15 protein-coding genes are annotated in these 20,100 nt (G+C 48.7%); 10 read left to right on the top strand and 5 right to left on the bottom strand.

From position 1 onward, the window contains the following. Positions 1 to 133: 133 nt before the first annotated feature. From MK185_03630 to MK185_03620, 3 genes are all read right to left on the bottom strand, one after another. Positions 134 to 547 (bottom strand): hypothetical protein, encoded by a 414-nt coding sequence (locus MK185_03630; GenBank protein ID MCH2039710.1) that lies wholly within the window; start codon positions 545 to 547, stop codon positions 134 to 136. A 293-nt stretch (positions 548 to 840) separates the two neighbouring features. After that, the gene (locus MK185_03625) at positions 841 to 3,393 is read right to left on the bottom strand and encodes a hypothetical protein (GenBank protein MCH2039709.1); all 2,553 of its coding nucleotides are present in this window, start codon (positions 3,391 to 3,393) and stop codon (positions 841 to 843) included. A 305-nt stretch (positions 3,394 to 3,698) separates the two neighbouring features. Beyond that, complete coding sequence (locus MK185_03620) at positions 3,699 to 4,442, bottom strand: hypothetical protein (protein ID MCH2039708.1); 744 nt, start codon at positions 4,440 to 4,442, stop codon at positions 3,699 to 3,701. Between the two features lie 409 nt (positions 4,443 to 4,851). Between MK185_03620 and MK185_03615 the strand changes: the two genes are divergently transcribed. Continuing rightward, on the top strand, positions 4,852 to 6,210 hold the full coding sequence (locus tag MK185_03615; GenBank protein ID MCH2039707.1) for a DEAD/DEAH box helicase: 1,359 nt from the start codon (positions 4,852 to 4,854) through the stop codon (positions 6,208 to 6,210). Positions 6,211 to 6,352: 142 nt separating this feature from the next. Here MK185_03615 and glnD read toward each other — a convergent pair whose 3' ends face one another. Further along, positions 6,353 to 9,055 carry a [protein-PII] uridylyltransferase gene (gene glnD / locus MK185_03610; GenBank protein MCH2039706.1) on the bottom strand — a complete coding sequence of 901 codons (2,703 nt, stop codon included), beginning with the start codon at positions 9,053 to 9,055 and terminating at the stop codon, positions 6,353 to 6,355. 43 nt (positions 9,056 to 9,098) lie between these two features. Further along, the gene (gene map / locus MK185_03605; protein ID MCH2039705.1) at positions 9,099 to 9,875 is read right to left on the bottom strand and encodes a type I methionyl aminopeptidase; all 777 of its coding nucleotides are present in this window, start codon (positions 9,873 to 9,875) and stop codon (positions 9,099 to 9,101) included. A 332-nt stretch (positions 9,876 to 10,207) separates the two neighbouring features. Between map and rpsB the strand changes: the two genes are divergently transcribed. From rpsB to bamA, 9 genes are all read left to right on the top strand, one after another. Then, positions 10,208 to 10,954: a 30S ribosomal protein S2 gene (rpsB, locus tag MK185_03600; GenBank protein MCH2039704.1), complete on the top strand. Its 747-nt coding sequence runs from the start codon at positions 10,208 to 10,210 to the stop codon at positions 10,952 to 10,954. A gap of 86 nt (positions 10,955 to 11,040) precedes the next feature. Beyond that, positions 11,041 to 11,892, top strand: coding sequence for a translation elongation factor Ts (tsf, locus tag MK185_03595; protein MCH2039703.1), 852 nt, complete (start codon positions 11,041 to 11,043; stop codon positions 11,890 to 11,892). Positions 11,893 to 12,053: 161 nt separating this feature from the next. After that, entirely contained in the window at positions 12,054 to 12,794 is a 741-nt protein-coding gene (gene pyrH / locus MK185_03590) for a UMP kinase (GenBank protein MCH2039702.1), read from the top strand. After that, a complete protein-coding gene (gene frr / locus MK185_03585) occupies positions 12,791 to 13,348 on the top strand; it encodes a ribosome recycling factor (protein MCH2039701.1) in 558 nt (185 codons plus the stop codon). The genes pyrH and frr overlap by 4 nt, the downstream gene beginning before the upstream one ends. Before the next feature lie 28 nt (positions 13,349 to 13,376). Beyond that, positions 13,377 to 14,141 carry an isoprenyl transferase gene (locus MK185_03580; protein ID MCH2039700.1) on the top strand — a complete coding sequence of 255 codons (765 nt, stop codon included), beginning with the start codon at positions 13,377 to 13,379 and terminating at the stop codon, positions 14,139 to 14,141. Further along, on the top strand, positions 14,134 to 14,976 hold the full coding sequence (locus tag MK185_03575; GenBank protein MCH2039699.1) for a CDP-archaeol synthase: 843 nt from the start codon (positions 14,134 to 14,136) through the stop codon (positions 14,974 to 14,976). Before MK185_03580 ends, MK185_03575 begins: the two co-directional genes overlap by 8 nt. A 3-nt stretch (positions 14,977 to 14,979) precedes the next feature. Continuing rightward, complete coding sequence (gene ispC / locus MK185_03570) at positions 14,980 to 16,161, top strand: 1-deoxy-D-xylulose-5-phosphate reductoisomerase (protein MCH2039698.1); 1,182 nt, start codon at positions 14,980 to 14,982, stop codon at positions 16,159 to 16,161. Then, on the top strand, positions 16,158 to 17,498 hold the full coding sequence (rseP, locus tag MK185_03565) for an RIP metalloprotease RseP (GenBank protein ID MCH2039697.1): 1,341 nt from the start codon (positions 16,158 to 16,160) through the stop codon (positions 17,496 to 17,498). Before ispC ends, rseP begins: the two co-directional genes overlap by 4 nt. A 36-nt stretch (positions 17,499 to 17,534) precedes the next feature. Further along, positions 17,535 to 20,090, top strand: a complete 2,556-nt coding sequence (bamA, locus tag MK185_03560) for an outer membrane protein assembly factor BamA (GenBank protein MCH2039696.1) — start codon at positions 17,535 to 17,537, stop codon at positions 20,088 to 20,090. Positions 20,091 to 20,100 lie beyond the last annotated feature (10 nt).

Raw genomic sequence — 20,100 nt, 5'->3', positions numbered from 1 at the left:
AGAAGTGAAACGCAGCATCGCCGATGGTAGTGTGGGGCTTCCCCATGTGAGAGTAGGTCATCGTCAAGCTCTTATCCTAAAACCCCGATCGCTCACGCGATCGGGGTTTTTCTTTGCTCGTAAGAAATATCCGTTAAGCCTGACTATCAATCTTCCGGCCGGGAGCCGATTCTTCAGGGTTGTTCATTTCTCTAAAGAAATTTTCAATCTTTTCCCTTCGGGTTTCTGCAACTTCTTTGATCTTACTAGCATCATTCTCGTCGATGGCCTGGACCACTTCTATTCGTCTACCAAGCTGAGCGATCTCTTGAAGATCCCCCAGGCCAACATTTTTGTCCGAATTAATAGTCTGATTGGCGTTAACCGTAGCTTTAACAAAGCGTTCAGTCAGTTCCTTTTGTTGTTTGGTGCTAATAGCATTTACAGCGCTTTGGCGTCGTTTATCGTTATCAATATCTGATTGTTTCTCTCCTGGTAATGGAGAAGGCTTTTTGTTCGGGCGAGTATTGGTGACTGATGCTGATAGCGTTGAGTTTATCGTATTCATACCGGTGCACTCATACCGTAGTAGTACAATAATCATACACTCAAAGCCGGGATGAAGGAGCAGTAATTTGCTTCTTAAGACAGAACTTAAAATGTAACTCGTGTATCCAGCCTTATTGGCAACCTAGTTGCTGACATTGATTGTAAGACGACAACAACGTAGGCCGGTTTACTTGAAGACAATAGAGCTGTGGACTCATCTGAATCCATGTCGAATTCCGAAGTGAAACTCCGATCACTCTCGTGATCGGAGTTTTTGATAAGTACAGAATATAGCTGTAGGAAGGTTTTTTATTACTTTTTAAATATTTTCAGCAGCTCCTTGGCAACGTCTTTAGCAATATCCTGAGCAATCTTCTCGAATCCTTTTTCTAGAGCATCCAGATCTTCATAATAAACATGACGTTTGCCATGCAGGCTGACATCGATGATAAGACGTGGGGCTGTTCCTTCTTTACCAGCGCTAATGATCCCTACCAAGCTTCCATCGGCACCCAGGCGATTAACCTTTAACGCGGTTAATCCTTTCCCGACCGCTTTTACTGCGGCCTCTACGCCTTTATTGACACCGGCAGCACCAGATAATACGCCCTGTGCCGCTTCAAGTGCTGCTTTTGCTGTGACCAATTCACCCTCAAGTGACACAACTTTAGGGTCGCTGTCTACGCCGACTGCTTTGGCCGCTTTCTCAGCGGTAGACAATATCCCCTCAGCCGCTTTCAACGATACTTCTTCTGCGCCCGCGGCTGACTTGTACTCACCGGCTTTAACACCGTGTTTAGCCGAGCTGGCAAACTTCCAGTGTTTTGCATCTTTCTTCGCCTTTTCGTTCTCATCGTGGGCTTTATGATTGTTTATATCGATATCATGCTTGAGTGAATCAACCTTTCTTTTTGCTTTCTCCATTTTACTTGTTGCTTTATCAACACGCGCTTTGGCGGCTGCCCTTGCAGAACGGATTTTGTCGTTCAGGCTGTTGACGGATTTCTGCGCTTTTTTGACATTACTCTTTGCCTTGGCAATATCTTTGTCACCCTTTTTCAGCGCCTTCAATGCACCCTGGACCATATTACGGAATACCTTATCGTAATTAGCACCAAGCTCAGCTTCAAATTTCAGGTCATCACCGGACTTAAAATGAACGCCATTCGTTTCAACGTTTAAGGTGGCATCAAATGCTCCGCCAAATCGGGTCTCTGACGAAAATTGGATGTGCTCTGGCTCAAGATCGATCGTGTATTTTTCTTCAAAACCTTTGAACAATTCGATGTCGCCGCTCATCATAAAATGCGGGTCAACATCAGGGCCTGCTTGAATTGATAATTCGGCGTCCTTCAAGGAAATTGGACCGAGTTTAAATGGATCCAAAGTACCATCTAACGATAAACCATCCGTTGACGCGTAACCTTTGGCTGTCCCGAGTTCTTTGCGGTCGATAAGTAATGTTGCCTTCAAGGCGAGTCCAGCGCCTTCAATACTGAGTTCTTCCTCTAAATCAGCTGGTAGCCGGGCTTCTGGTGTCATAAAGGCAAATGCAACGTCCTTAAATTCTGCATTGAGTGCTTTTAGCCCACCATTTTTTTGGTGCGCGTGTTTGTGTGCATGCGCTTCTAAATCGCTGAACTTGAGATCGTTGATTTCACCTGCAATGGCAAACGCGGTAGGTAATCCAAGCGCCTCTGGGGATAACACCAGATCGGCAGCCGCTCGGACTCTCTCTTTACCGACCATCGCGGTACCATCAATCATAACGTCGAAGCTACCACTCTCATTGATACCAACAGACAATGAGGGGTTTTCGATGGTCAGTCCTTTAATGCCAGCAGCACGAACCCAGTCTCCTTTCATTTCCCCTTCGACCAAAGCTTCTAATGTTGTTTCCGTCTCCTGCACTGCGAAATCCACATCGAACTCAAGGTCAGGACGATTCTTTCCCTGTTTCATCAGCACCGATGTGCCAAATCCTAATTCCGCTTCTTCTTTTGACAGGCGCATAAAAAACTCAGCCTGCGCATGCTTAAGCTTTAAAAAAGAAAAACCGTGTTGGCTGGGAACATCCATTTCAATGGCAATTTCAACCGATGGTGTTTTACCAAACATTCCCTCAACGTGGCCATCGACATCAAGTGACGCATTACCCAAGCCAATTTTATGTAATTTATTACGAATATCTGTTGGTGCAGTGGTCGCATCAAACACGGCCAGGACATTAACGCCACTTGGCAGGTTCAAGTTACCGTCTGGTAAGTTATCGGCATCACCATAAAAGTTTTGTACCGCCATAGGCAGATCATCGAAGTCCATATCCAGTGACTTTTCACTGACGACCAGTCGCATCTTAGGCAGTTGAATATCCTTTAAGAAACTTTTTTTATGGCGTGCTAAATCGGCGATACTCAGTGGTTTTGCGAAATTAAACCCTACATGCCAACCGTGTTCCTCTTCGTCATAAAAAATCATTGCATCGACGTTCTTCTTGACGAAGTTGATTTTTCCGCCCATGGCATGCATGGAGATAACCGGTTGTGCTATTGAAAATGTATGAACGCCTGGAATTTTACGGAAATCGGGTATTGAAGACAGCTTAAGTTTTGAGTGAGGTAGTGCAATTGTGAAATCTTGCAGTTGCTTTTCATGAATCGCAAATTCGACTTCTATTTCTATGTCTTTGCCTTTGTGCTGAAACGGACCTCCCATTCCACCATGAAGTGACATTTCAATGTCTTCCTGGTCAATTTTTAAATGCAGTGCAACATCATCCAAATGCAAAAAGTTAAGACCGAATGCCCGCTTCCATTGCAGTTTGTGCTCGTCAGAGGTGGTAAATACAAAAGTTTTTTCTGCCAATGCTTCTGCATCAATAGTTCCGCCGAACGTCAGTGTTGAACCACCCAGGTGTTTCGGTAAACGCAGAGTAATGCTTTTGGTTCCCGCATCGAGGAAGGTTGGCAGAGCAGCGACGCCTGCACTGCGCAATGCCGCATGAACGGAGTGCTGATGAGCGGATTCATCCTGCTCTTCATCGCCGTCGTCGTTAGCGTGAGCTGAGCTGAGGTGAAGCAGCGTGCTCAATAAAATAAACAGGATCGGAATACCATGAAGAATCCGCTGGAGTGTATTCATATTAACGCCCTTGGCTATGCCGGTATTAATCAATAATCATCGCTGTCATCGTCAGAGTTATCGGATGAATCGTAGTCATCATAACTGCTGGAGTCATCATTGCCGTCGCTGCTATTGGACGACTCATTATCATCGTCGCTTGCGTTGGCACTATTATTTGAGTCGCTACCTGGGTTGATCGAGTCGTTAGCTGTTTGTTGGCTGCTACCCACTAAAATGGGTCTGAAGTCTGGCGTTTGGATTGTGTTGGAGCTGTCTGCTTGTTCTTTTAGCGCGTTGTTACTCTGAAAGGTATCACCAATGGTAACATTGGTGTTGTTGGCTTCTTGATGCCAAACACTACCAACGGTACGCAGAGTCTGTAGGTACAGCTTGGTGGCCGTTTCGTCGCTTAACCGATGGTTACCGGTGAACTCACACAGGCGATAGAACAATTCACGTGTGATCAGTACCGCGGGGGTGCGGCCAGCCATCTCAACCTCATTTTCATCGCTTTGATCCGTGATCTGGTCACTGCTTGTGCTGACCAGAGCGTACGACACGTTTCCTCCGGCACTCTCATCATAAGCGGCATCAGCCATGGGTTGAGCGCACATGATGTAACGACTGTTGCGATCACGGATGATGGTTTGAGACACGCCAGCCGTAACAGATATGCTGGTATTTTTGTCGAATTCCACTTTTTGTGGCGTAGGGTGGTATACCGTGCTGCAGCCTGCAAACAAGCAGCATGTACCAATGAGTGCGAGTCGTATATTTAGTATTTTCATCATTATGTCGTCTGAGTTGTGCTTCCGGCATTGCTGTAATGCGGCTGAAATTTACATTGTAGTCTGATCTTTAATAAAGCAAATGTGAGCAAGGTACTCAAGGCACAACGGCTATTTTATGGTTCGAGTGGCACTGCAGAACGGCCAATGAGTTTCAGAATTCAGGTTGCGACCATACAAGGTTTGCTATTTGGATTCGGCGATTCGATGTACATAATATGAATAAGGGCTAGATACAGCCTTATAGAACCCGGTCGTTTATCATCATCAGCGGTTTGCGTGCAATGCAGCTCCCGTCAAGCAAGCTTACCTCAGCAGTTATTCTGGGCCAGCTCTACGTTGACTGCTATAATGACGGCGGCTGACTGGCATCAGCTTCAATCCCTCCTGAGTCTTATCGAGAGCACTTCCTTTGTTTGCAGATATCGAATTTAACCCGCGTTTAATGCTGGGTTTGGAAAAGTTAAAAATTATTGAACCGACGGATGTTCAGAGCAAAGTGCTTCCGTTGGCCATGGCTGGCAAAGATGTTCAGGTCTGCGCTGAAACCGGCTCTGGTAAAACGCTGACATATCTGTTGCCAATCATGCAAAAGATGCTGGAGCAAGATGCGCCAAATTCTTCGACCCGTGCTTTGATTCTGGTGCCAACGCGTGAGTTGGCTAAGCAGGTTTTCAAGACCTGTAAGGTATTTACAGACTTAACTCGCCTTGAGGTGGGTTCTTTAACGGGTGGTGAGGAGTTTAAATTCCAGGCGTCTATTCTGCGCAAGAACCCGGAAATTATTGTTGCCACACCCGGCCGTTTAGTGGATCACCTGAAGCGTAATACTGCTGAACTCGGAGATCTGGAATTTTTGGTACTAGACGAAGCTGATCGTATGTTGGATATGGGCTTCGCTGAAGATATGAATCTGATCGTTGGCCGCTGTAAAAGTGAACGTCAGACCTTAATGTTGTCGGCGACCTTACGCCACGAGGGCGTAGGTCGTATCGCCAAAGCCATGTTGATTGATCCCCAGGAAGTCACAACCAGCAGTATTCAGGATCGTCACTCGTATATTGTTCAGCAGCGTATTCTTGCTGATGATAATGCGCATAAAGATCGTTTGGTTACCTGGCTGTTATCCAACGAAACATTCGATAAAGCCATCATCTTTGTCAACAAGCGTGACGAAGTAGAGCGGTTATTCGAGTTTCTGCGCCGTCATCGTGATGATCTCGCAAGCCTGCACGGTGATATGACTCAGGATGAACGTAATTATGTGATGCAATCTCTGCGTCAGGGAAAACGCAGTGTGTTGGTTGCCACTGATGTTGCTGCCCGTGGGCTGGACGTTGAGGGTATGGATCTGGTGATCAATTACGATCTGGCGCGCAAAGGTGATGAATATATTCACCGCATTGGCCGCACCGGCCGTGCAGGGCGTGCGGGTTTAGCAATCAGCCTGATCGCCCCGAATGAGTGGAATCTGAAAGCCGGTATCGAGCGATACCTTCAGCAAAATATGGAAGAGCGCGAGATAAAAGAGCTGAAAGGCAAATACCGTGGTCCGAAAAACCTGAAAGCTTCCGGCAAGGCTGGTGGAAAGAAAAAGCTGAAACCGGCTGATCGTAAAATTGCTGCGAAAAAGGCTAAGAAAGCTCCATCAGCGAAGAAGGCTTCTGATAAAAAGCGTGGGGGTCCACGTCCGTCGCGTCCCAAAGCTGATACGAAACCCTCGAACCTGATGGATTCAGAGGGTTTTGCACCGATCAAGCGCAAGAAGTAGCGTTAGCTGGCATCACCTTGAGATACTAACAAACGCAGCGCTTGGTTTTTCCTGCCTGGGGGGCTTCTCAGGCATTCGCACCACTCCGTGCTGTGTGTTGTCGGTATACAAGCCGATTTGAACTATCGGGCAGCATCGGAGGTTAAACAGCTGACTGCGCTTCTACCTGTTCATCCAATCCCATAATGATGGCTTCCTGCAAATCTTCGCAGCGTTCAACGTCAGAGAACGGGTTCCCTGCTTCATCCACGATATAAAAGATATCTGAGACTTTCTCGCCCTCCGTCAGAATCTTAGCGCCCTGCATTTGAGCTCCAAACTCCGAGAAAATGGCGCCCATTCGAGCGAGTAAGCCCGGACGGTCTGCGGCAGTTACTTCCAGTACTGTACGTTGCATCACCGGATCATTGCTCATAGTCACATGAGCTTCTACCTGGAATTGTTTCAGTAAGCGTGGCGTGCGCCGCATGATGATGGTGGTGAATTCATCGGGTTGAGAAAGGGATTCCTGAAGGGTGGTGCGAATCGTTTGCAGACGTTGTGGATCCTCAATCGCCTGGTTGTTTTCATCCAATACGATATAAGTGTCAACCGCATTATGCTCACTCTCTGAGGTCATAATGCGGGCGTCCTGAATGTTCAGATTGAGCTGGTCGAGAGTGGCTGTTGTCACTGCAAACAGATTGGGCTGATCTTTCATAAAAATGAAGATCTGAGTTGCCCCTTCAAATTCGTGATCACCTATCTGGCGAATAGAAACCAGCGGTTTGCTGCTGTCACCGTGCTGATTAATTTCTCGGCAGTGCCAAACGATATTATCAACCCCTTCGCGCAGGAAGTAGTCGTCACCCGGCTCGCCTAATAATTCAGTAATGCGCTGATCCGATAAGCCGTCAGCCGATAATTGCTCATGAACTTCCTGCTGAATGTCAGCAATCACTTCTTCTTTATTCAGAGGATTGCCAAGGCCCCGACGCAAGGCAGCTTTCGTATTGTGGTACAACGCACGCATCTGTTCTGCGCGCCAGCTGGTCCAGAGATTTGGGTTGGTGGTTACCACATCAGCGACTGAAATCAGATACAGCATTTCCAGATGGTTCTGATCACCAACCTCGAGTGCAAACTGGTGGATATCATCCGGGTTATTCAGGTCGAGGCGCTGTGAGGCATGACTCATGAGCAGATGATTTTCGATCAGCCAGGCAACCATGTGACCATCGGTTGGGCGCAAATTGTGTTGACGGCAAAAATTGCGTGCTATTTCAGCACCACTGGCGCAATGATCGCCTTCAATGCTTTTGCCGGTGTCGTGCAGCAGTGCCGTCAAATACAACAGTTCTTTCTTCGGCACCCGATGTATCAGTCGTGAGGCCACCGGGAAGCGCTCTCGAACGTCCTCACCAAATCGGAACTGGCGCAGCATCCGGGTCATACGCAGGCTGTGTTCGTCGACGGTGTAAATATGGAACAGGTCGTGCTCCATCATGCCGATGATTTTACCGAACTCGGGGATATATAACCCCAGGATGCCATAACGCATCATGCGTGACAGTTCCCTTACCACACAATGACGGTTTCGAATCAGCTGCATAAACAGCTGGTTGTGCACTGGGTTACTGCGGAATTCATCATTGATAAGGTGACGGTTTTCCCGCAAGGCGCGAATCGTGTTGGTATGCATCCCCTTGGCCTCGGGGCGTTGCGCCATTAGCAGGAAAGCTTTTAACAGCCACTCAGGTTCGCGTTGGAACAGGTCGGTGTCGTTGTCATTTAGCTGCAGAAATCCATTACACAGGAAGAAGTGCTCGTTAAGTGGCTCCACATCGCTTATTTCTCCGCACTTCACAAAATCATCGTTGAAGTGCAACAGAAGCAGATCGGCCAGCTCCAGTGTTGCTAGCTGATTGCGATAAAACTGTGACATAAATCGTTCTACGCCAAGCTGACGATTGTCATCTTCGAAGCCCAGAACCTCTGCGACATCGCGTTGCAGATCAAACAGTAGGCGGTCCTCTTCGCGGCCCGCGACCATATGCAATGCATAGCGGGTACGCCATAAGAATTGCATACTCAACGACAGACGCTGACCCTCGAACTCAGTCAGAAACCCCTTGTCCTCAAGCGCTTGCAGGCTGCCTTTGCCAAAATGACGCATGGTCACCCAGCTAATGGTCTGAATATCACGCAGAGCCCCTGGTGAGTTTTTTACATTCGGTTCTAGGTTGTACTCTGAGCTTTTGTGTTTCTTGTGGCGTTCCTGAATCTCGTTCCACTTGGCATTAAAAAACTGATCAGCCGGCCACAATTTATCTGTTTGTGTCGCGTCTTTGAGTTGACTCAGTAAGGATTCACTTCCTGCCAGTAATCGGCTTTCCATCATATTGGTGATGATGGTCAGATCTTTGGCGGCCTCGTCAGAGCACTCCTGAAGCGTGCGTACGCTGTGTCCGATATCCAGCTTCAGGTCCCACAACAGCGTAATAAAAGCCTGTAAATTCTCCGCATTGTTGTTGATGGCATCATCATCCGTGCACAGTAGCAGCACGTCGATATCGGAATGCGGGTGTAATTCGCCGCGACCGTAACCGCCAACTGCAACCAGTGCTAACGCCTCTGTGCCAAGACCCATATGGCGCCATAGACAATTTAGGATGACATCAATTTGTTGTGATCGATGAGGGATGAGCGTGTCAGCATCCAGTGTTTGACGGAAATACTGATGGGCATTATCGAGCAGTTCCGCCAGTAATGGCTTCACAACAGGAAGCGGTGACGGCGATTCCTGCAGTTGTTGCATTAATTGCTCTGGAGCAATCTGCATTAACTGAATCGCCTGGGTATCCATTGCTGCTTCCTGTATTTCTGAACCGGACATATTGAAAATAGGATTACCAGAATCGGGTTTCTTCTTTGCGTCGGGTCAATACTTCGTAACCGTCTGCGGTCACCAGAATGGTGTGTTCCCATTGAGCGGAAAGCTTCCGGTCTTTAGTCACTACTGTCCAGCCATCTTTCATCAATTTATTGAAGCGAGTGCCCTGATTCACCATCGGTTCGATGGTAAAGATCATGCCCTCCTTTAATTCCAGGCCAGTACCGGCTTTGCCGTAGTGCAGTACTTGAGGATCTTCGTGGAACTCTTTTCCGATACCGTGTCCACAGTACTCGCGCACAATCGAGTAGTGGTTTGATTCTGCATGTTTCTGAATAGCAGCGCCGATGTCACCCAGACGAGTGCCAGGTTTTACGAGGTCGATACCCATGTACATACACTCTTGCGTGATGTTTACCAGGCGTTGGTTTGGTGCTGTTGGTTCACCGATATGAAACATCTTGCTGGTGTCGCCGTGGTAACCGTCTTTGATTACAGTGATGTCGATATTAACGATATCGCCTTTTTTCAGCACCTTATCATCGCTTGGAATGCCGTGGCAGATGACGTGATTCACAGACGTGCAAATAGACTTGGGAAAACCACGGTAATTCAGCGGCGCAGGAATGCCTTGCTGCTCGTTAACGATATAGTCGTGACAGATGCGATCCAGCTCACCGGTCGTCACGCCTGGTTTTACGTATTCGCCAATCATCTCCAGTGCCTCTGCGGCCAGTCGGCCAGCGACGCGCATTTTTTCGATCTCTTCGGCGGTTTTGATGGTGACATTCATACCGGGGGATGTACCTGTGTTTAGCAAATAAAGTCGTATTGTACTGGTTGTGTTGTCTGAGTTGTACCGCCTGTGGCCATTTGGGTTTCATTGTTTGTGGCCATTGCCGAGGGATGATATCGAGGAATCATGTGAGGGTACTGGTGTTGGCAGGTTAAAAATGGTATAAAGCGCCCGCGAAATATCGCCCCGGATTGCAATGTGATCCTGGGAATAAAACACACACACGTGCTGTAACGTGTTGCCGGGGTGCCCCAATGGCTTTTTCACAGGCTAAACGGGTCGGCAATATGGGTACGTGGAGGCCTAACCCAATACATAAGGTAAATATCATGGCACAAGTAAGCATGCGTGACCTGCTGAAGGCAGGTGTACACTTCGGTCACCAAACCCGTTACTGGAACCCAAAGATGGGCAAGTACATCTTTGGTGCTCGCAACAAGATTCATATCATCAACCTGGAACATACTGTTCCTGCTCTGAATGAAGCTCTGAGTGTTGTTGAAACTCTGGCAGCAAAAAACAACAAAGTTCTGTTTGTTGGTACTAAGCGTGCTGCAGGTAAGATCATCAAAGAGCAAGCTGAACGTTCTGGTCAGCCGTTTGTTGCTCACCGCTGGTTAGGCGGTATGCTGACTAACTACAAAACTATCCGTCAGTCTATTAAACGTCTGCGTGACTTAGAAGCGCAACAAAACGACGGTACGTTTGAGCAGCTGACTAAGAAAGAAGCGCTGATGCGTACTCGCGAGATGGAAAAGTTAGAACGTTCCATCGGTGGTATCAAAGAAATGGGCGGCTTGCCTGATCTGGTATTCGTAATCGACGTTGAGCATGAGCGCATTGCGATTCAGGAAGCGAACAAGCTGGGTATCCCGGTTGTTGGTATCGTTGATACTAACTCTAACCCAGACGGTATCGATTACGTTATTCCAGGTAACGATGATGCGATCCGTGCTATCCAGATTTACGCAACAGCGATGGCCGATGCGGTACTGGACGGTAAGCAAACGAATGGTGCTCCAGCGAGCGAATTCGTAGAAGTAGCTGAAGAAGCTCCAGCAGCAGACGCTGAATAAGCTTAACAGGCTCGATCGAAAAAGGGGGCTTGCCCCCTTTTTTTGGATATAAGATTTTTCGCAAAATATTTATAGAGGAATTTGATATGGCAATTTCTGCTGCACTGGTAAAAGAGCTGCGTGAGCGTACAGGTCTGGGTATGCTGGAGTGTAAAAAGGCACTGACGGCTAACGATGGTGACATCGACAAAGCGATCGAAGATCTGCGTAAAAACTCTGGTCTGAAGGCTGCTAAGAAAGCGGGTCGTACTGCAGCTGAAGGTAAAGTACGTGTTAACGTTGCTGAGGGTGTTGTAGTTGCAGTTGAAGTTAACTCTGAAACTGACTTCGCCGCTGGCGATGCTAACTTCGGTGGTTTTGCTGACAAAGTTGTTGCAAAACTGGCTGAAACCAAAGAGACCGACGTTGCCAAGCTGACCGAAGGTGAGCTGGAAGAAGACCGTATGGCTCTGGTTCAGAAGATCGGTGAAAACATCACTGTTCGTCGCGCGTTCGTTGTTGAAGGCGAAACTGTTGGTGCTTACCTGCACGCTAACGGCAAAATCGCTGCCATCGTTGAGCTGAAAGGCGGTGACGCTGAACTGGCTAAAGACATCGCAATGCACGTAACTGCTGTTAACCCACGCGTTCTGCGTCCGGAAGACATGCCAGAAGCTGAGCTGGAAAAAGAGAAAGACATCATCAAGGCGCAGCCTGATATGGAAGGTAAGCCAGCTGAAATCGTTGAAAAAATGATGGGCGGCCGTATCAAGAAGTTCCTGAAAGAAAACAGCCTGCTGGAGCAAGCTTTCGTTAAGAACCCAGAGCAATCAATCGCACAGCTGGCTAAAGCAGCTGGCGCGGAAGTGCAGTCTTTCGTTCGTATCGAAGTAGGTGAAGGTATCGAAGTTGAAGAAGTAGACTTCGCTGCTGAAGTTGCTGCACAGCTGAAAGGTTAATCGCCTTTTGCATCACTGACGTCTTTGTCGTGATGCGACCATATGCCGGGCTAGCCCCGGCATATTTGTATCTCGCCAATGAGCAGAGGCTCGTCGGCAAGCCGTGATGGCTTTAAAAATCAACTATCACACGTTACCTGCCTAATTTGGAGAACTTCTGTATGGCCGAACAGAAAAGCGCTAAATACAAACGAATTTTGCTGAAACTCAGCGGTGAAGCCCTGATGGGGGAAATGGATTTTGGTATTGATCCTAAGGTACTGGATCGTATGGCTCTGGAAATCGCTCAGCTGAAGGGCATCGGTGTTCAGGTTGGTATTGTAATCGGCGGCGGTAATCTGTTCCGCGGTAAAGCATTAAGCGAAGCGGGTCTCGATCGGGTCGCGGGCGACCACATGGGCATGTTGGCAACCGTCATGAATGCGCTTGCGATGCGTGATGCATTAGAACGTGCAAATATGCCGACACGTGTGATGTCGGCCATTCCGATGAGTGGTGTGGTGGATCATTACGATCGCCGCAGTGCCATTCGTGCGCTGGATGCTGGCGATGTTGTTATTTTTTCCGCCGGTACTGGTAATCCATTTTTTACCACGGATTCAGCGGCCTGTTTGCGTGGCATCGAAATTAATGCAGATGTGGTTTTAAAGGCAACCAATGTCGATGGTGTGTATACTGCCGACCCTAAGAAAGACCCGGCAGCAGAGAAATACGATTGCCTGACTTATCAGGAAGTGTTGGAAAAACAATTGGGTGTTATGGATTTAACCGCTATTTGTCTGGCGCGTGACCACAACATGCCACTGCGTGTTTATGATATGAATGAAACCGGTGTACTGGCGCGTCTGATGACGGGCGGCAATGATGGTACGCTGATTGTCAGTGAGGAAGAAAACGCATGATTAACGAAATCAAACAAGATGCTGAAGAGCGCATGACCAAAAGCGTTGGTGCAATGGTTGAAGCGTTTAAAAAAGTTCGTACCGGTCGTGCTAATCCAGCCATTCTGGATGGCGTGATGGTTGATTACTACGGCTCTGATACGCCGATTTCTCAGGTCGCTAACATCATCGTTGAAGACGGTCGTAGCCTGGCGGTTAACCCGTGGGAAAAGAACATGATCCCGGCGATTGAAAAAGCCATCATGAAAGCGAATCTGGGTCTGAACCCGGCAACCTCTGGTGATGTGATCCGCATTCCGATGCCACCACTGACCGAAGAAACCCGTAAAGAATATATCAAGCAAGCCCGTGCGGAAGCGGAAAAAGGCCGTGTATCGATCCGCAATATCCGTCGTGATGCCAACGGCGATATTAAAGATCTGCTGAAAGAAAAAGAAATTTCTGAAGATGAACAACGCGGTGGCGAAGATCAGATTCAGAAACTGACCGATAAGTTTATTGCTCAGATCGATGGACTGTTGGCGGATAAAGAAAAGGATCTGATGCAGGTCTAAGCCTTAAGGTTTCAGGCAGCAATTTCTTATGTCTACGAGTATCGATGATAACCTGGCCTCACAGGGTCAGGTGCCTAAGCATGTTGCCATTATCATGGATGGTAATAACCGCTGGGCAAAAAAACGTTTTATGCCGGGCGTGGCTGGGCATAAAGCGGGTGTCGACGCTGTTCGCGCTGTGGTTGAAACTTCAGCCAATGAAGGTGTTGAGGTACTGACCTTATTCGCTTTCAGCAGTGAAAACTGGCGTCGCCCAGAAAAAGAAGTCAGCGCTCTGATGCAACTGTTTGTGGCTGCACTGGAGCGGGAAGTAAAAAAACTGCACCGCAATAATATTCGCCTGGTGGTCATGGGCGATCTGTCCGGGTTCACTCAGAAAATCCAGCAGTTGGTGCAGGATGCGCATCAACTGACCTGTGATAATACGGCGATGACGCTGGTTATTGCAGCGAATTACGGTGGACAGTGGGATATTGTGCAGGCAGCCAAACGGGTTGCTGCAGAGGTTCAGGCTGGTCGTTTGAGTGTCGATGATATCGATGAGCAGACCTTTCACCAACACACCCGTCTGAGTGAGTTCCCGGCGCCTGATCTGATGATTCGGACGGGTGGCGAACAACGCATCAGTAATTTTATGCTGTGGCAGACCGCTTACTCCGAATTCTATTTTTCCGACGCCCTCTGGCCTGATTTTAAAGAACAAGAATATAAAAAAGCGTTAACTGCGTTCTCCGACCGTACTCGCCGGTTCGGCCGCACTGACGATCAGCTGAAGGAAGCTCAAGGTGACTAAAACACGCATCATCACCGCTTTGGTGTTAGCACCCCTAATGATTTTTGGCATTTTCTTTTTGCCACTGAAACAATTTGCCTATTTTATCGCTGCAATTGCCACCATCGGTGCCTGGGAGTGGGCAAACATCGCCGGCTATACCAAGAACTGGAGCCGGGTGTTATACGCAGTCGTGATGTTCGTTTGCTTGTTTGTTACGGCGCGCTTTCTTAACGCCAATGAAAGTTATCTGATTTATTTTCTCGCCGTTGGCACCTTATGGTGGGTTATCGCTTTCGCCCTGGTTAAGCAATATCCGGGCGGCACCGAACTGTGGCATGCACGCCCTGTCCGGGCTTTGTTGGGATTGTGTGTGCTGATTCCGATGTGGGTTGGTTTTATGCACTTAAAGCAACAGCCCTATAGCTCGTTACTGATTATCTACCTGATGCTGATCATCTGGGGGGCGGATACCGGCGCGTATTTTGCGGGCCGTAAATGGGGCAAAGCCAAGCTGGCTCCGAATGTCAGCCCGGGTAAATCCTGGGCCGGTTTCTGGGGTGGCTTTACCACCAGTTTGCTGGTTGGTGCGGGTTTTCTGGTATACATCAATAGTCAGATTCAGGCGGTTGATATCGATTTTGCCGTTACCTTATTTATGATCACCGTGATCACTGCGGTTGTTTCTGTGCTGGGCGATCTGGTTGAAAGTATGATGAAACGTCATCGTGGTATTAAAGACAGTTCGCAGCTGCTTCCGGGTCATGGAGGGGTATTAGATCGTATCGATAGCATGGCTTCTGCAGTTCCGGTATTTGCTTTTTGTATGTTGGTATTTAACTGGGGCCTGACCTGAGTTATGGCTGAGGTTCAGAATGTCACTGTTCTGGGGGCAACCGGTTCGATAGGCCAAAGTACGCTGGATGTGGTTCGTCGGCATCCGGACAGATACCGCGTGTTTGCGCTGACCGCCGCTCGCAGTGTTGAACAGATGGCAAAGGATATTGTCGAGTTTCAGCCGCGTTATGCCGTGATGGCGGATTCATCGGCCGCCAGCCAACTAGCACAACAAACCCCCGCTGCGACAGAAATCCTGAGCGGTGATGATGCCTTAGCCATGGTGGCTTCACATGATGACGTGGATCAGGTAATGGCTGCCATCGTCGGAGCTGCAGGTTTATTACCCTCACTGGCTGCGGCCAGGGCTGGTAAACGAGTCTTGTTAGCCAATAAGGAAAGCCTTGTGATGGCTGGCCCTTTATTTATGCAGGCGGTGGCCCTTGGGGGAGCTGAATTACTGCCGATCGACAGCGAGCATAATGCCATCTTTCAGTCGTTGCCGGTGGCTTATTCCGGTGAGTTTGCGGTTCATGGCATTGAAAAAATTCTGTTAACAGCCTCCGGCGGCCCGTTTCGTGGAAAGCAGCGCTCTGAGTTGCAGGATGTCACGCCGGAGCAAGCGGTCGCTCATCCAAACTGGTCCATGGGGGCCAAAATCTCAGTGGATTCTGCCACGTTGATGAACAAGGGACTTGAGCTGATTGAAGCCTGCTTTTTGTTTCACTGTGAGCAGCATCAGGTTCAGGTTGTGGTTCATCCTCAGAGTGTTATCCACTCGATGGTACAATATTGTGATGGCTCCGTGATTGCCGAACTGGGTCAGCCAGATATGCGTACCCCAATTGCTTACGGTATGGCCTGGCCAGAACGAATAGATGCCGGCGTCAAGCACTTGGACTTGTTCGATATTGCCCGCTTTGATTTTATGCCGCCGGACGAATCGGCCTTTCCATGTTTACGATTAGCGCGCGAAGCGTTCGCCGTGGGTGGCACTATGCCGGCGGTTTTAAATGCGGCGAACGAAGTTGCGGTTGACGCTTTTTTACGCCAAGAACTGTCATTTAATGCCATCCCTGACTTGATCGAGCAGGTGATGAAACGTCATGCTGTAGAGCAAATCAACGAGCTGCAGACGGTATTAGCTGCAGACAATTGGGCACGCGATTGTGCTCGTCAGTTAATGGCTGAGGATTCCCTGTGACACTGCTTTATTTCATTATTGCGATCAGTGTGCTGGTGGTTATTCATGAATACGGGCACTTTTGGGTGGCCCGTCGCTGTGGTGTTAAGGTACTGCGTTTCTCCGTCGGCTTTGGTAACCCGTTGTGGTCATGGAAAGATAAACAGGGAACGGAGTACTCTATCGCGCCCATCCCTTTGGGTGGCTACGTCAAAATGCTGGATGAGCGCGAAGGAGCAGTCCCCGAGCATCTGCTGGACCAGGCATTTACGCAAAAACCCGCATGGCAGCGGATCGCCATCGCTGCAGCTGGTCCCATTGCCAATTTCTTGTTTGCCATTCTGGCTTACTGGTTTCTGTTTGTTTCTGGTACATCCGGTGTTGTCCCGGTGGTTGGTGACGTAACGCCTGACTCTCCGGCTGCCATGGCCGGTATTCGTAGTGGAGATGAGATTGTTGCTGTCGCCGACGAGACGACTGAAAGCTGGCAGGAAGTCAGCTGGCAACTGGTCAACTTCATTGGAGAAGATGCCAATATTCCGGTGACCCTGATGTCGCCAGCCGGTGGGCAACGCAGTGTTAATGTCCGGGTAAGTGCCTGGTTATCTGATAGTGATGCACCCGATCCGTTATTTGGCCTTGGTTTACGACCTCGTTTACCCGAGATTCCGGCAAAAATTGGTCAGATTGTTGATAACGGACGTGCCCAAGCAGCGGGTGTCCAAACTGAAGATATCATTGTAGCCATCGATGGCGTTGCCGTTGAGAGCTGGCAGCAAGTGGTTGGAAAAATTCATGCGGCACCGGAAAAAGTGATGCGCTGGCAGGTTGAACGTGGTGATGATGTGATCGAACTGCGCCTGACCCCTGAGGGCAAAACCGCGGCTGACGGGCAAACCATTGGTTTTGCCGGTATCGGTCCTTATCCGGTGAGTTATCCGCAAAGCTGGATAACGACAAGCCATGCCAGTATTGGTCAGGGTCTGATGCTTGGCTTCGAACGCACCGGTGAGTTGATCGGCTTCACATTGGAGTCACTGTGGAAAATGATCCGTGGTGATGTCTCTGTTAAGAACTTGAGTGGGCCTATCACCATTGCTAAAGTAGCGGGCGCTTCAGCGTCGGGTGGTCTTGAGAGCTTTATTGGGTTTCTGGCGTTGCTCAGTGTATCGCTGGGTGTTCTGAATTTATTACCTGTACCTATGCTCGACGGTGGTCACATTTTGTTCTACAGCGCAGAGATGCTAACGGGCAAGCCACTACCCGAAAAGGTTCAGATTGCTGCGATTAAGTTTGGCATGTTGTTACTGCTGAGCCTGATGCTGGTGGCATTTTATAACGATATCAGCCGGTTATAGGGTTTTAAGCCGGCATTTTTTTGGAATTCATTGTTAATGCGTTGTTTGTTGTTTGCGCTGTTATTGGGGTTTGGCTCACAGGTTAATGCTGAGTCGTTCACGATCGAAGATATTCGTCTGGAGGGTTTACAGAGGGTATCAGCCGGAACCGTGTTTGAACGTTTCCCGATTAATGTTGGCGATCAGGTTAGTAGTGCTCGCCTGGTGACGGCGTCTAAGCGTCTGTTTAAATCAGGATTGTTCAATGACGTTGAGTTACTGCGCGATGGCAATGTACTGATTGTTAAGCTGGTGGAACTGCCGACGATCACTGGTATCGAAATCGATGGTAACAAGGCCATTCAGACAGAGGCCCTGTTAGACGGTCTGAAACAATCGGGTCTGGCGGAAGGTCTGGTATTTAAGCGCTCAACTCTGGAACGTATCGCGTTGGAACTTGAGCGTCAGTATGTTGCTCAGGGCCGCTATGACGCCGGTATCGAAACGGAAGTGGTGCGACTGCCCCGGAACCGCGTATCTCTGAAAATTAATGTGGAAGAGGGCAATGTTGCTACGATTGAGCACGTTAACGTCGTTGGCAATAACGTGTTCAGCGACGAGGAACTGTTGAAGCAATTCCAGCTGCAGACATCAAACTTCTGGTCATGGTACGCCAGCGACGATAAATACAGCCGCGAAAAACTGGGCGCTGACCTGGAAACCTTGCGGTCTTACTACCTCGACCGCGGTTACATTCGCTTCAATATTGAATCAACCCAGGTGTCCGTGTCACCAGATAAAGAAGGTGTATACATCACCATTAACGTGACCGAAGGGGATATCTACACCATCCGTGATATGAAACTGGCGGGTGATCTGGTATTGGAAGAAGATGAATTTACGCAGCTGTACTTGCTCAAAAGCGGCGATACTTTCTCTCGTCGGCGGGTAACTTTTACCAGTGATTTAATGGGCAAGCGCCTTGGTAACGATGGTTATACTTTCGCTAAAGTCGATGGCATCCCGAAAATCTATGACGAAGAAAAAGAAGTGGATCTGACCTTCTTTATTGAGCCAGGAAAACGCACCTACGTGCGTAATATCAACTTCAGTGGTAACCAAAGTACCATGGACGAGGTATTGCGCCGTGAAATGATTCAGATGGAAGGTGGCTGGGCGTCTACCGATAAAATCGATGCCGGTAAGAGTCGTCTGAATCAGTTGGGTTTCTTCAAAAGCGTCAACGTTGAAACGCCAGCTGTTCCGGGCACCGACGATATGATTGATGTTAATTACAATGTTGAAGAACAGTTGAGCGGTAGCCTGAACTTTAATATTGGCTATGCCGGCACCAGTGGTGTGATTCTGGGAGCGAGTGTCAGCCAGAATAACTTCCTCGGTACCGGTAACCGCATGAGCCTGGGTTTACAGAAGAATAACACGGTCCAGTCGTACAATTTCTCTTACACCAATCCGTATTACACCATCGATGGTGTTAGTCGCGGCTTCAACTTGTTTTATCGCAAAACTGATTTCAGTAGTCTAAACACCGTCAGTGATTACCAGACCAATTCCAAGGGCGGTAATATGACCTTTGGCTACCCAATTTCACACCGTCAGCGTGTGTCGATGTCACTGGGTTATACCAATACTGAAATGTTTCTTGGCAGCACTGTGCCACGTGAGATTGTTCAGTTCGTTGAAGACGAAGGTAAGAACTTCGACGAATACACCCTTGGCCTGAACTGGCGTTATAACAATCTGAATCGTGGCCTATTCCCAACAGCCGGTACTGAGCACCGTATCTCGGCAGATATTGCCGTTCCTGGCAGCGATTTGAGTTACTACAAACTGGGTTACACTGCCAATTATTACTACCCGATTGCTGATGAATGGGCGCTGAGATTGCGCACTGAGTTGGGGTATGGCGATGGATACGGCGACCTGGATCGTCTGCCGTTCTTTAAGAATTTCCGTGCCGGAGGTGTCGGCTCGGTACGTGGTTACCGGTCGAACAGCCTGGGTGCGAAAGGCCTGCCTGAATATACCGTGGTGAATGTAGTAGAAACGGATAGCGGTGGTAAGCCGTTGTTCGAACTGGACGAACTGGGTCGTCCCGTGATCGATTCCAGTGCGCCGAACGTCGTGTATGCCACGGATGTTGATGGTGCAGCGGTCAGTATTTCTAATCCGAACCGTTACCGTCCGGTTTATAAAACCACCAGTTCAGGCTCAGTACAGACTGCGCCATTGTTCCTCGAGGATGAGCGCGCCCTTGGCGGTAATATCCTGACGGAAGCCAGCTTTGAACTGATTTATCCGTTGCCTTTTGTTGAGGATCGCAGCTCTGTGCGCAGTGTATTCTTCCTCGACGCGGGTAATACCTTCACCGATGAGTGCTTCAAGCCATCGGATATTGATGTCCCCAACCTGAGTAAACACCCGTATTGTGATACCGGAATTGATCTGTCTGAAATCCGGACCAGCTTTGGTGCTGGTTTAACCTGGATTACAGCGATTGGTCCGCTGACCTTTACCTATTCCGTGCCGCTGAATGAGCAGCGTGGAGATCGTACTGAAGGCTTTGAGTTCTCTCTGGGCCAGGTATTTTAATATTAAATAA

This window comes from Saccharospirillaceae bacterium (assembly GCA_022448365.1).
Classification (GTDB): Bacteria; Pseudomonadota; Gammaproteobacteria; order Pseudomonadales; family Oceanobacteraceae; genus Bacterioplanoides.
The sequence above is the reverse complement of the archived record's forward strand: the minus strand, read 5'-3'. Positions and strand labels throughout refer to the sequence as shown.